The sequence below is a fragment of the Saccharopolyspora antibiotica genome, assembly GCF_047200635.1.
Classification (GTDB): domain Bacteria; phylum Actinomycetota; class Actinomycetes; order Mycobacteriales; family Pseudonocardiaceae; genus Saccharopolyspora_C.
Genome location: NZ_JBJZOI010000041.1, coordinates 1 through 12,770, shown reverse-complemented (window position 1 = coordinate 12,770; position 12,770 = coordinate 1). Strand labels below are relative to the sequence as shown.

Annotated in this window: 11 protein-coding genes; 1 reads left to right on the top strand and 10 read right to left on the bottom strand. The window is 72.3% G+C overall.

The features are described 5' to 3' along the window. Positions 1–77: 77 nt before the first annotated feature. The 10 genes from ACL03H_RS23640 to ACL03H_RS23595 form a co-directional block, all read right to left on the bottom strand. Positions 78–1,775: a CTP synthase gene (locus ACL03H_RS23640; protein WP_412813511.1), complete on the bottom strand. Its 1,698-nt coding sequence runs from the start codon at positions 1,773–1,775 to the stop codon at positions 78–80. Positions 1,776–1,979: 204 nt separating this feature from the next. After that, positions 1,980–2,813 (bottom strand): helix-turn-helix domain-containing protein, encoded by an 834-nt coding sequence (locus ACL03H_RS23635; RefSeq protein ID WP_412813510.1) that lies wholly within the window; start codon positions 2,811–2,813, stop codon positions 1,980–1,982. A 364-nt stretch (positions 2,814–3,177) separates the two neighbouring features. Then, a complete protein-coding gene (locus ACL03H_RS23630) occupies positions 3,178–4,116 on the bottom strand; it encodes a copper transporter (RefSeq protein WP_412813509.1) in 939 nt (312 codons plus the stop codon). Further along, positions 4,113–5,297 (bottom strand): putative cytokinetic ring protein SteA, encoded by a 1,185-nt coding sequence (steA, locus tag ACL03H_RS23625; RefSeq protein ID WP_412813508.1) that lies wholly within the window; start codon positions 5,295–5,297, stop codon positions 4,113–4,115. Before steA ends, ACL03H_RS23630 begins: the two co-directional genes overlap by 4 nt. A 114-nt stretch (positions 5,298–5,411) precedes the next feature. Further along, positions 5,412–7,202: a DNA repair protein RecN gene (gene recN / locus ACL03H_RS23620; protein ID WP_412813507.1), complete on the bottom strand. Its 1,791-nt coding sequence runs from the start codon at positions 7,200–7,202 to the stop codon at positions 5,412–5,414. Positions 7,203–7,316: 114 nt separating this feature from the next. Further along, complete coding sequence (locus tag ACL03H_RS23615) at positions 7,317–8,210, bottom strand: NAD kinase (RefSeq protein ID WP_412813506.1); 894 nt, start codon at positions 8,208–8,210, stop codon at positions 7,317–7,319. Beyond that, positions 8,207–9,094, bottom strand: a complete 888-nt coding sequence (locus ACL03H_RS23610) for a TlyA family RNA methyltransferase (RefSeq protein WP_412813505.1) — start codon at positions 9,092–9,094, stop codon at positions 8,207–8,209. Before ACL03H_RS23610 ends, ACL03H_RS23615 begins: the two co-directional genes overlap by 4 nt. Before the next feature lie 5 nt (positions 9,095–9,099). Further along, complete coding sequence (locus ACL03H_RS23605) at positions 9,100–9,339, bottom strand: hypothetical protein (RefSeq protein ID WP_412813504.1); 240 nt, start codon at positions 9,337–9,339, stop codon at positions 9,100–9,102. Positions 9,340–9,431: 92 nt separating this feature from the next. After that, positions 9,432–10,454 (bottom strand): HAD-IIA family hydrolase, encoded by a 1,023-nt coding sequence (locus tag ACL03H_RS23600; protein WP_412813503.1) that lies wholly within the window; start codon positions 10,452–10,454, stop codon positions 9,432–9,434. Then, positions 10,451–11,290 carry a tetratricopeptide repeat protein gene (locus ACL03H_RS23595; protein WP_412813502.1) on the bottom strand — a complete coding sequence of 280 codons (840 nt, stop codon included), beginning with the start codon at positions 11,288–11,290 and terminating at the stop codon, positions 10,451–10,453. The genes ACL03H_RS23600 and ACL03H_RS23595 overlap by 4 nt, the downstream gene beginning before the upstream one ends. Positions 11,291–11,308: 18 nt before the next feature. Here ACL03H_RS23595 and ACL03H_RS23590 point away from each other — a divergent pair, with 18 nt between their 5' ends. Further along, positions 11,309–12,619, top strand: coding sequence for a hypothetical protein (locus ACL03H_RS23590; RefSeq protein WP_412813501.1), 1,311 nt, complete (start codon positions 11,309–11,311; stop codon positions 12,617–12,619). Positions 12,620–12,770: the final 151 nt, after the last annotated feature.

Sequence of the window (12,770 nt, the reverse complement as noted above, 5' to 3'; positions counted from 1 at the left end):
TCTTTTTTTGGTTTTTGGTGGGGGGGTTTTGGCTGTCCCGGGGGGGAACCACCCGAGCCGTCAGCTCAAGGACGGATTCAGACCTTGGCCTGCGCGGTCTCCGCGAGTTCCACGGGCAGCCGCTCCGCTGCGCGGTAGTCGACCGCCGCCCGGACGAACGCGGCGAACAGCGGGTGCGGGCGGGTCGGCCGGCTCTTGAGCTCCGGGTGCGCCTGGGTCCCGACGAAGAACGGGTGCTGCTCGCGGGGCAGCTCCACGAACTCGACCAGCCGGTCGTCCGGCGAGGTTCCCGAGAACACCAGCCCCGCCTTGGTGAGGCGGTCGCGGTAGGCGTTGTTCACCTCGTACCGGTGCCGGTGCCGTTCGGCGATCTCGGTGCTGCCGTAGGCCTCGGCGACGACCGAGCCCTCGACCAGCTTCGCCGGGTAGGAACCGAGCCGCATCGTGCCGCCCATGTCCCGGTCCCCGGAGAGCACGTCGCGCTGATCGGCCATGGTGCTGATCACCGGGTGCTGGCAGGGCTCCTCGAACTCGGCGGAGTTCGCGCGCTTCAGCTCGGCCAGCGACCGAGCAGCCTCGATCACCATGCACTGCAGGCCGAGGCACAGGCCCAGGGTCGGGATCCCGTGCGTGCGCGCGTACCGGATCGCCCCCAGCTTGCCCTCGATGCCCCGCACGCCGAACCCGCCAGGTACCAGCACGCCGTCCATGCCCGCGAGGGCGTGGGCCGCGCCCGAGTCCGTGTCGCACTCGTCGGAGGGCACCCACGCGATCTCGACCTTCGCCCGGTGCGCGAAACCGCCCGCGCGCAGGGCCTCGGTGACCGAGAGGTAGGCGTCCGGCAGGTCGACGTACTTGCCGACGAGCGCGATCCGCACCCGCTCGGTGGGCTTGTGCACGCGGTCGAGCAGGTCGCCCCACACGGTCCAGTCCACGTCCCGGAACGGCAGCCCGAGCCGGCGGACCAGGTACGCGTCCAAGCCCTCGGTGTGCAGCACGCGCGGGATGTCGTAGATCGACGGGGCGTCGGGGCAGGCCACCACGCCGTCCGAGTCCACGTCGCACATGAGCGCGATCTTGCGCTTGAGGTCGTCCGGCAACTCGCGGTCCGCGCGGCAGACCAGCGCGTCCGGCTGAATGCCGATGTTGCGCAGCGCGGCCACCGAGTGCTGGGTCGGCTTCGTCTTCAGCTCGCCCGAGGGCGCCAGGTACGGCACCAGCGAGACGTGCAGGAAGAAGCAGTTGTCCCGGCCCACGTCGTGCCGCATCTGGCGGCAGGCCTCCAGGAACGGCAGCGACTCGATGTCCCCGACCGTGCCGCCGACCTCGGTGATCACCACGTCGGGCGTGCGCCCGTCCTCGTCCGGCTCGGCCATGGCCCGGATCCGCGCGATGATCTGGTCGGTGATGTGCGGGATGACCTGCACGGTGTCGCCCAGGTACTCGCCGCGGCGCTCCTTCGCGATGACGGCCGAGTAGACCTGGCCGGTCGTCACGTTGGCGTTCTTGGTGAGGTCGCGGTCCAGGAACCGCTCGTAGTGCCCGATGTCGAGGTCGGTCTCCGCCCCGTCCTCGGTCACGAAGACCTCGCCGTGCTGGAACGGGTTCATCGTTCCGGGATCGACGTTCAGGTAGGGATCGAGCTTCTGCATCGTCACCCGCAGGCCGCGGGAGGTCAGGAGTTCGCCCAGGCTCGACGCCGTCAGTCCTTTGCCGAGCGAGGAGGCAACACCCCCCGTGACGAACACGTGCTTGATCGTGCGTGCTTGCGGCACCAAGAAGGCTCCCCGTGGTCAAGCCGTCGCCGGGCTGAATGAATCTGCGCTGGCAGGACGGCTGAATCCGTCTCTCCCACGGGATTTCAGCCTAACGCACGATGAACCGCGGGTACACGGCGACCCGCATGGTCTCCACCACGGCGACGCGCTCCAGGTCAACCGCCATTGGTGGCCGGCGGGCACCCGCCCCACCCGTCGCTCTCAGGTCGTCGACGGCACCCTCCTTCCCGCAGCGATCCGCCGCGCGGACTCCTCCGGCGGCAGCGCGCTGGCCCGCATGCGCTCGAGCAGCTCGGAGTAGGCGGCCACCGTCCCGCGTTCCTCGATCATTTCGACCCCCGCCCCAGCGGGGCGCACCACCACGTCGGGCAGACCCAGGGAGAAGGAGAGCAGCTCGAACGATTCGTCGGTGGCCAGCGCACCCGCGCTGAACGGGAGCACGCGCAGGGTGATCCCGGGTCGCGCCGCCAGCTCCCGCAGCCACCGCAGCTGGTCCGCCAGCACCGCTGGGCCGCCGACCTCGCGGTGCAGCGCGGACTCCCCCAGCGCCAGGTCCAGTGCGAGGCCACCGTCGTCCAGCCGAGCCCGACGCCGGCGGAGGACCTCACGCCAGCGGTCGAGCTCGGCCGTCGAGGCGCCCGGTCTGCGCGCCTCGAGGACCGCTGCCGCGTAGTCCTCGGTCTGGAGCAGGTCGGGGACCACGTCGACCGCGAAGGCGCGCACCACCGCGGCCTCCGACTCGAACCCGACCTGCTGCCGCCGGTCCGCGGCCAGGACGTCCCGGTACGACTCCCACCAGCCCCGCTCCCGTGCGGACCGGGCCAGCTCGACGAGCTGGTCTCTGTGCTCCGTGCCCGCGTGGCAGATGTCGGCGAGCGCGATCACGGCATCGATGCCGACGTGCTGCCGGGCTCCTTCGATCTTGCTCACCTTCGCCTGCGGCCACCCGAGGCGGCTCGCGACGTCGGTGTGCGTCAGCCGGGCGGCCTGCCGCAGCTTCCGCAGCTCCGCCGCGAGCAGGTGCTGGCGCACCACGGGGCTGGGGCCGCCCGCAGCAGGGCGGCGGTCATCCGCAGCGGGCGCATCCGGAGGTGCCCCGCCGCGCTCTCCGACTCGATTCGCGGCGCTTCTCGTCTCGTCCACGGATCCGATTCTGACGCCCCGCGGGGCACCGAACCAGGAATGTCACTCCATCGAATTATCGCGAATCGAATAATTCTCTTCCATCATCGAAGTCGTGGACTCCCGAACCCGACCCGGCGTGGAACCGGCTCACCGCGCCCCGCCCCTCCCCCCGGCGCGGCGCCGGACCCCGGCCCGCCGGGTCTCCCAGCCGGGCGGCGCGCTCGCGTACGCGCCGCCCGGCGCGGCTCCCGAGCCGGGCCGGGCACGAGACCGCTCAGTCGCGCGCTCCGGGCACCACGCCCTCCGCGCTGCTCGCGGTGCCGTAGTGCCCGGCCCGGCGATCGAGCTGCTCGCTCAGGGCCAGCACCGCGGCCACTTCTCCCTGCGAGGTCTCGACGTTGTCGACGGTGGACAAGGCGGAGGCGACCGCCCGGTCCGCCCGCGCGACCCCGATCGCACCGCGGCCGTCCGCGGAGCCGCCGGCCCCGGCGAGCACGGCGCCAGCACCGGACCGATCCACCTGCGCCGCGAAGCGGGCCAGGAAGCCCGCGCGGTCCGCGGCTCCACCACCGCGCTGCTCGCCACCGGTGAGCACCAGCGCGAGCGGGGCGGGTCGCACCTCGCCGATCGTGGAGGCGAAGCCGCCCTCCGCGAGTCCGGCGAGCGCGGCGGCTCGTTCTTCCGGGGAGACCTGCGGCGCCCCGGACCCCTGGTCGAGCATGGTGAGCGGCCCCAGCAGCCCGCCGGTGAGCGTGCCGGCATCGGTCGCCGTCGGCAGCTGCACTCCCGCCGGCAGCAGCCGGGTGACCAACCGCCGCACCTGATCAGCGCGTTCCGGGTCGGCGACCGCCTCGGCCAGCCGCACGTCCCCGGACACCTGCGCTCCGGAGGCCTCCAGCAAGCCGCGCATCGCCGTCAGCCGCTGCTCCGGCACGTCCCACGAGCTGATGAGCACGACGTCGCGATCCGCGAGCTGCCCCCGCACCGTCATCGGCGCGGTCGCGGCGCTGAACCGCCGCGCGCCGTCGAGCTCTCCCCGCAGCGCCGACCGCTGCTGGTCCAGCTCGTCGACCCGCTGGCTCAGCGAGTCGCGTTCCTCGCCGACGTGGGAGAGCAGCCGCTCGCTGAGAGAGGTCGAGCCGAGCACGATGCCCACCCCCAGCGCGAGCAGCACCGCCGCCAGGGAGATCACGTGTTGCCGCAACGTGATCACGCGAACCACTCCCCCGCACGGCCGAGCACCCCGCGGCCGAAGTCGGCGACCACGGCGAGGAAGGAAGTGCCGAACCCGGACACCGCGAAGGCCACGGCCAGGACCACCAGGGCCGCCATGAGGAGCACGATCACCGGCCCGTTCGACCCGGCACCTCGCTGCAACGAGGTCACCGCGGCCCCGTCCACCAACCTGCTGCCCAGCCGCAGCCGGGTCAGGAACGTGGACGGGTTCGATCCGGAGCGCCCGCGGTCGAGGAACTCGTGCAAGGTCGCCTGGAATCCGACCGTGACCACGAGCGAGGCGTTGTGAGCATCGGCGATCAGCAGTGCCAGGTCCTCCGCGTTGCCGGACGCCGGGAAGGTCAGCGCGCCGATGCCGAGGTCCTGAATGCGCCCGATCCCCGGCGCGTGCCCGTCCAGGTGCGCCGGGACCACGACCTCCGTCGCGCGCTTGAGCGTGTCGGTGGAGATCCCGTTCGGGTCACCCACGATCACGTCGGGGTGGTAGCCCGCGCGGAGCAGCGTGTCCGCCCCGGCGTCCACCCCGATGAGGACCGGCCGGTAGTGCTTGATGTAGCGCTTGAGCCGCTTGAGGTCGTCGGCGTGGCCGTACCCGGGGACCAGCACCAGCACGTGCCGTCCTTCGATCGGCACGCTCACAGCGGGCACCCCGACTCCGTCGAGGATGAGCATCCGCTCGGTGCGCAGGAACTCGATCGTGTTGGCGGAGAACGCCTCCAGCTGCGCGGTCATCCCCGCCTTGGCCTCGATCAGCTGATCCGCGATCGAATCGGCGTCCTGCTCGACGCCGCTCGCGATCTCGCGGTCGCCGCTGTAGACGCGACCTCCGTGCACGCGGAGCCGAGCGCCGTCCTTGACCACGCGCATCGCGTCCCGGCCCACGCGGTCGATCAACGCGACGCCGGCCGAGGAGAGCACTTCCGGCCCGAGGTTGGGGAAACGGCCCGAGATGGACGGCGCCGCGTTGATCACTGCGGCGACGCCGGCCGCGACCAGGGTGTCGGCAGTGCGGCGGTCGAGGTCGACCTGGTCCAGCAGGACGATGTCCCCGGGCCCGAGCCGCGAGGGCAGCTCGTCGGCACGGCGCGGAACGCGCGCCGTGCCGATCACTCCCGGTCGATCTTCCTCCTGGCGTGCGAGCAGACCACTGAGCTTCATGGACCGATGGTGACAAAAGGATCACCGCGCGCGAGGCCGCCACGCCGCGCGGACTACAACGTTCGACCCGTTTTGATTGCTCCGAACGGACCAATCGGGTCGGCACGATCCGGCCTAGGCCTTCTTGCTCCCTCTCCGGCGCGGCGCGCGCTCGCCCTGGGACTTGTCGGACGCCGCAGTTTCCAGCAGCTCTTCGGCGTGGGCGCGCCCGGTCGCGGTGGAGTCGAGTCCGGCCAGCATCCGCGCCAGCTCGGCCACCCGCTCGCCGTCGGCGACCGTGCGCACGTCGCTGCGGGTCAGCCCGGTGTCGTTGGCGCCCTTGTCGACGACGAGGTGCCGGTCGGCGTAGGCGGCGACCTGGGCGAGGTGGGTGACCACGACGACCTGGTGGGTCCGGGCGAGCCGCGCCAGGCGCCGGCCGATCTCGACGGCCGCGCGTCCGCCCACCCCGGCGTCAACCTCGTCGAACACCAGCGTCGGCACCGTGTCCGCGTCGGCGAGCACCACCTCCAGGCCGAGCATCACCCGGGACAGCTCACCGCCCGAGGCGCCCTTGTGGATCGGCAGCGAGGGCGCGCCGGAGTGGGCGATGAGCCGCAGCTCCACCTCGTCGGTGCCCTCCGGGCCGGCCAGCAGGGTGCGCTCGTCCACCCGAAGCGCGGCGGCGTCGGCGTCGTCGGCTTCCTTGGGCTCGACCACGACCTCCAGCCTGGCCTGCGCCATCGCGAGTCCCGTGAGCTCCTCGGAAACGGCGGCGGCGAGTCCCACGGCCGCCTCGCCGCGCTCGCGGGACAGCGTGCGGGCGTGCTCGGCGAGCTCGGCCGCGAGCTCGTCCCGGCGCTGGGCGAGGGCGTTCAGGGCCTCGTCCGAGGTGTCCATGCCCGCCAGCCGCTCGCGGGCGTCATCAGCCCAGGAGAGCACGCCGTCGACATCGGCGGCGTACTTCTTGACCAGGTTCTTGAGCTCCGCCTGCCGGGCGAGCACCTGCTCCAACCGTCCCGGATCGGCGTCCAACCGGTCGAGGTAACCACCGAGATCGGCACCGACGTCGGCCAGCACGGCGGCGGCCTCCGCCACGCGGGACTCCAGCTCGCGCAGCACCGGGTCCTCGGCACCGCCGAGCCTCCTGCGCGCGTCGCCGAGCAGACCCATCGCGCCGGGCGCCTCCGGATCACCGTCCGCGGCACCGCTCACCGCGTGCTGCGCACCGGCCGCGATCTCTCGAAGCTGATCGACGTCGGAGAGCCGTCGCGCCTCGTCGACGAGAGCCGTGTCCTCTCCGGGCTCGGGGGCCACCGCCTCGATCTCGTCCAGGCCGTGCCGGAGCAGCTCGGCCTCCCGTGCCCACTCGCGCGCGCGCTCGGTGCGCTCGGTCAGCTCGCGCACCGCGTCGACCCACTCGGCTCGGATCCGCTGATACCGCGCGAGCACGCTCGCCACCGGTTCACCCGCGAAGCGGTCGAGCACCGCCCGCTGCTCCCCCGCACGCAGCAACCGGAGCTGGTCGTTCTGGCCGTGCACCGCGAGCAGCTGATCCGACAGCTCGGAGAGCACGGCGTTCGGCACCGCTCGCCCGCCGAGGTGCGCGCGGGAGCGGCCGTCGCTGTTCACGCTGCGCAGGGCGATGAGGCTGCCGTCGTCGTCGGGTTCGGCCCCGGCATCCCTGGCCACCTTCGCGGCGCTGGAATCGGGCGCGACTTCGAACCGCCCCTCCACCAGGGCCCGTGGGGCGTTCGATCGGACTCGCGAAGCATCGGCGCGCCCACCGCTGAGCAGATGCAGCCCCGTGACCACCATCGTCTTGCCAGCTCCGGTCTCACCGGTCACCACGGTCAGGCCAGGGTGCAGCTCCAGCGTGGCATCGTCGATGACTCCCAATCCCTGGATGCGCATCTCAGCCAACACATCAAGCACCCTAGCGGTCGCCCCCGACCGACCGGGCCCCGCCAGCCCGATCAACGCGGTCCCAACCAGCGGGGCGGTGATCCGGAGACACCCCGGCCGGCCGATCACGGCTGGTCAGTCGGCGACCGGACCGCGCCAGCCCTGGACGGGGAGCTCGAACTTCCGCACGAGCCGGTCGGTGAACGACGCGTCGTACAGGCGGACCAACCGCAGCGGGTTCGCCCCGGCGATGACCTCCACCCTGGCTCCGGCGGGGAGGTCGAAGTGCCGCTGCCCGTCGCAGCACAGCACCGCGTCGTGTCCGCCGTGGTCGATCTCCAGAGCCACCGTCGAATTCCGCGACACCACCAGCGGCCGGGCGAACAGCGCGTGCGCGTTGCTCGGCACCACCAGCAGAGCTTGGACCTCGGGCCAGACCACGGGCCCGCCCGCGGAGAAGGCGTAGGCGGTGGACCCCGTCGGCGTGGAGCACAGCACGCCATCGCAGCCGAAGGCCGAAACCGGGTGGCCGTCGACCTCGACGACCACGTCCAGGATCCGCTCCCGGCTGCTCTTCTCCACGCTGGCCTCGTTCAGCGCCCACGTGGTGGCCAACACCTTGCCGTCGAGCATGGCGGTGATGTCGACCGTCATGCGCTCCTCGACGTGGTAGCGGCCTTCGACCACGGCGAGCACCGCCTGGTCCAGCGCATCGGAGTCGGCGCCGGCCAGGAACCCGACCCGGCCCAGGTTCACCCCGAAGACGGGGACTCCGGGCAGCCGGGCGAGCTCGGCCGCGCGCAGCAGCGTGCCGTCGCCACCGAGCACGAAGACCAGTTCCGTGCCCGCGGCGGCGTGCGGCCCGGCCGGTACGGACTGGGTGTAGCAACCGGGGCTGAGGTCGCGGGACTCGTCGTCGAGCACCCGAACCCGCACCCCGGCACCGACGAGCTGACCGGCGACCTTCTCCGCGGTACGCAGGTTGTGCTGTTTACCGGTGTGCACCACCAGCAGCACCTCTCGGGTCAACTGGGACTCCCTCGTCCGTGCCCGTTCGCCTCAACGGGGGCCTCGGCGACGCCCCCGGTCCTGCCCGCGGCCTGCGGCCCGCGCCGGACCGCGTCCGCCACGAGTTCCGCCGCCTCGTCGGGTTCGGTGCTCGCGCCCGCCCGCAACCAGAGGAAGAACTCCACGTTCCCGGACGGTCCCGGCAGGGGGCTGGCCTCCACCCCGCGCAGGCCCACTCCCGCCTCAGCGGCGAAGCGCACCACGTCGAGCACCGCCTCCGCCCGCAACCCGGAGTCCCGGACGACCCCACCCGGGCCCAACCGCTGCTTGCCCACCTCGAACTGCGGCTTGACCATCGGCACCAGGTCGGCGCCGGGACCGGAGCAGGCGAGCAGCGCCGGCAGCACCAGCTTCAACGAGATGAACGACAGATCCGCCACGACCAGATCGACAGGTCCGCCGATGTCGGCGGGCTCCAGTGCCCGGACGTTCGTGCGATCGTGCACCCGCACCCGCTCGTCCGTCCGCAGCGCCCACACCAGCTGGCCGTATCCCACGTCGACCGCGACGACCTCCCGGGCGTCGCGCCGGAGCAGCACATCGGTGAACCCCCCGGTCGACGCTCCGGCGTCCAGGCACCGGCGTCCCGCGACGGTCAGCCCTTCCTGCTCGAAAGCGTCGAGGGCACCGATCAGCTTGTGCGCTCCGCGAGACGCCCAGCGGGGATCGTCGACGTCCTCGGCGACCAGGAGCGGGGCGTCGGTCTCGACGGCGGTGGCGGGCTTTTTCGCCACCATCCCGCGGACCGTGACCCGCCCAGCGGCGATCAACTCGGCGGCCTGCTCCCGGGATCGGGCCAGGCCGCGCCGGACCAGTTCCGCGTCCAAGCGCGCTCTGCGCGGCATGTCGATCACCCGCCGCCGGTCGAGCCGGACAGCATGTTCTCGGCCGCGCTCAGCGCATCGGACAGCGCCGAGTGAACGGCCTCGAACCGCTCGACGTGGTCCGCCACCGGCAGCTCGCGCACCTCGTCCAGGCGCGCGAGGGCATCACCGATGGCTTCCTCGGCAGCCGAGCCGTCATCCGACGACCGCGCCAGCATCGAGGGGTTCGGAACGGCGTTGCCGCCGTGCCCTGGAGAATTCATCATCTCCTGCTTCTGTAGCCCACGTCGCCGGACCTGCCGCGACGACTACATCAACGCTATCCGACCGAGACGGGCCATGCGCGGACCCCGGCCTCTCAATCCAGCGCCAGCTCGCGGAGCGCGCTGGCGGCGATCTCGTCGGCCGCGCGGACCTCCACCGAGCCGGAACCGACCGCCCACCACGCCGCGCACAACCCGCGCAAAGCACTCATGGCCCGTCGTTCAGCCGAGGTTTCCGAAGGCTGCTGCGACGCGGAGAGTTCGAGCACGCCCTCCTCCACCCGAACCTTCCACGCCTGTTGCTCGGCGACGACCGTGGTGGAGTGCGGGAGGTGCAGTCCGCGCAGGTCGTCCGCCACGTGCTCGGGACGCTCCTGAGCCGGGGCGAACAGCACCTCCGCGGGGGTGCCCACACCGGTCAGCACCATCAACGAGGACATACCGGAGCGCACGGCGCCCCCGATGTCGGTGTCCAGGCGATCGCCCACCATCAGCGGACGGCTCGCACCGGCCGACGCGACGGCCCGGTCCAGCAGCGGCCGCTCGGGCTTGCCCGCGCACTGCGGTTCCTGCTTGGTCGCCGCACGCAGCGCGGCCACCATCGACCCGTTCCCGGGCAGTTCGCCACGTTCGGTGGGCAGCGTGGCGTCCGCGTTGCACGCGACCCACCTCGCTCCCGCCCTGATGGCCAGGCACGCTTCGGCGAGGTTCCACCATCCGGTTTCCGGCGAATGGCCCTGCACCACGGCGACGGGCTGGGCCGCGTTCTCCCGCACCGGGCTCAACCCCACCAGCTCGATCTCGGCGGCGAGGGCTTCCGCACCGACGACGAGAACCTTCGCACCGCTGGACAGCTGCTCGGCGAGCAGCGCGGCAGCAGCCTGCGCGCTGGTGCTCACCTCATCAGGGGTGGCTTCGAGTCCGAGCGAGACGAGGTGGTCGGCGACGGCTCGGGCGGGTTTCGAGGCGTTGTTGGTCACGTACCTCGTCCGCACCCCGCGGCTGCGCACACCCGCGATGGCTTCATCCGCCCCGGGTGCCAGCAGCCCACCCCGGTACACGGTGCCGTCGAGGTCGAGCAGCACCGCGTCGTGGTGGTCGAGCAACGTGTCGGTCACGCGGTCTCGTCCCCCCGGGGCTCGCTCGACTTCGCCCCCTGCTCGGTCTCCGCAGCCGACGGCGAGACCTGCTGCCCCGGCTCGGCGGCGCTCTCCTCCGCCGGTGTCACCGCGCCGTCAGCCGGAGCGTCGACCGGGACTTCGGTGAGGTCGTCCTCCCCCACCTCTTCAACGATCGGAGGCCCGGCGGCGACGGCCTCGGCCACCAGCTCGTCGGTGTCGACGTCCCCGCCGAGACGCACGACGAGTTCCTCCAACCGCTCGGGCGCATCGGTGTCGCCGTCATCGTCCGCATGGGCAGCGTGCACGAACCAGGTGAAGGACTCCTGCACCCGGTCGGCCGCGAGCAGGTTGTCCGCGTAGGCGTAGAAGAGCCGGGCGCTCCACGGCTCCTGACGCTGCGGGTCCAGCTCGGGGATCTGCAGGCTCACCACGGAGGCTTCGACCTCGCCGAGGTCCCGCCTGGCGCCAGCGGCCACGATGCGCAGTTCGACCGCGTCGCCACCGACCAGTTCGGCCGCCTCCGCGCTCCGGCTGAGCTCGAGGGCGCGCTCCGGGCGCCCCAGCGCCCGCTCGCAATCGGCCATGATCGCGATCTGCCCGGGTCCGCCGCCCATGCGGCGCGCGGCGCGCAGCTCGGAGAGCGCCTCGGTCCACTCGCCCATCTGATAGGCGCACAGACCGTTGGCTTCCCGCGCCGCCCCGATCCGCGAAGCGCGGTGCCGGGCGTAGCGCGCGTGCACCAGCGCCTGCTCGGGGTCGGTGTCCATCAACTTCCCGGCGGCGACCAGGTGCAGCGCGACCTTGTCCGCGAGGCCCTTCGGGAGGGAGCGCATGTCGCGGCGGATATCACCGTGGAGTTCCGAGGCGTCGACGTCGTCCGGCAACTCCGGAGCGACCTCGACCGGCTTCTGCTCGGCGTCATCGCGCTTGTCCGCGCGGGGCTTCGTCGTGCGGTCGTCGTGCCGAGGCCCCCGCTCTCCGGGGCCGGAGCGCGGACGGTCGTCTCGGCGCGGACGGTCCTTCTCGAACCGCTCGCGCTTGCCCTGGGGACGGTCTCCACCACGCCGGTCGTCACGCTGGCCGTAGGACGGCCTACCGCCACGATCGTCCCGCTGATCATCACGACGAGGCCGATCGTCACGCTGAGCGTAGGACGGCCTACCGCCACGATCATCGCGCTGATCATCACGACGAGGCCGATCGTCACGCTGAGCGTAGGACGGCCTACCGCCACGATCATCGCGCTGATCATCACGACGAGGCCGATCGTCACGTCGCTTGTCCGCCCACGGGCGCTCCTCGCGGCCGCGACCGTCGTTCTTGCGGTCGGTCCACGGTCGGTCCGAGCGCGGACGACTGTCGCGCTGGCGGTCGTCACGGCCCGAACCCTGGAATCGGTTCCCGCCCTGGCGCTGACCGCCCTGGTAGCCACCACGCCGGTCGTCCCCGCGCCGGTCGTCGGAACGTCGGTCGTCGCGCTGGAATCGTTGCTGGGGACGGTCTCGGCGGTCGTCGAAGCGCCGCTTGTCGGCGCCGCGAGCCTCGCTGCGCCCCCGGTCGTCCCTGTCCTTGTTGTCGCGCCAGCCGCCCTCAGGGTGCGAACGCTGGGGACGGTCGTCACGATCGGAGCGGCGCCCGCGATCGTCCTGGCGGTCGAACTGACGCGGTCCGCGCCCAGCGTCGTTGCGCCGTTCGTCCCGAGGTCCGCGGCGCTGCTCGAACGGACGTCCGCCCTTGCGGTCGTCGAACTTGGAATCCCGGCGGTATCCGCCCTTGTCGCCGGGTCGCCCCCGGCCGTCCTTGCGGTACTTCGAGTCATCCTTGCCACCGGGGTGGCCCCAGGTCTGCTCATCGCGTCCCTGACCGAAGGCCCGCTGGCGGTGGCCGCCGTCGGCTCGCCGATCTTCGATGCGCGGACCGCGCCGCTCGTCGCGGTCCCGGTTCGGGCGATCGCCGCGGCCCTTGGCGCGGTCGTTGCTGAAACCTCGCGAGCCACCGTCGCGGCCGCGGTCGGTTCGGCCACCACCGAACCCTCGTCCGGTCGACCCCTTTCGGCCGGCCTGGCCGCCACTGCGGCCGGAGTCGGCTCCGCGGCGGTCGCCGCCGCCACGTGTGTCGTCGGACCCGGACACCAGACCTCCTGGAAAGCGATACTCGGTTGAACTACCAGCCTAGACCTCGGTGCCGCCGATCTTTCGGCGCCGTCGAGGTGCGCTGCCGGGGAGCCTGTTGGCCGCACCACGGCACGACAAAGGGGGCCGACCGGCCCGTCCGTTTTGGACGGTCCCGATCGACCCCCTTCTCTCATGAATA

What these genes read in the sequence shown, in the direction of transcription:
- steA (WP_412813508.1), bottom strand. Translation starts at nt 5,297, where the DNA reads ATGAAGCTCAGTGGTCTGCTCGCACGCCAGGAGGAAGATCGACCGGGA.
- ACL03H_RS23610 (WP_412813505.1), bottom strand. Translation starts at nt 9,094, where the DNA reads ATGCCGCGCAGAGCGCGCTTGGACGCGGAACTGGTCCGGCGCGGCCTG.
- ACL03H_RS23605 (WP_412813504.1), bottom strand. Translation starts at nt 9,339, where the DNA reads ATGATGAATTCTCCAGGGCACGGCGGCAACGCCGTTCCGAACCCCTCG.
- ACL03H_RS23595 (WP_412813502.1), bottom strand. Translation starts at nt 11,290, where the DNA reads ATGCGCTCCCTCCCGAAGGGCCTCGCGGACAAGGTCGCGCTGCACCTG.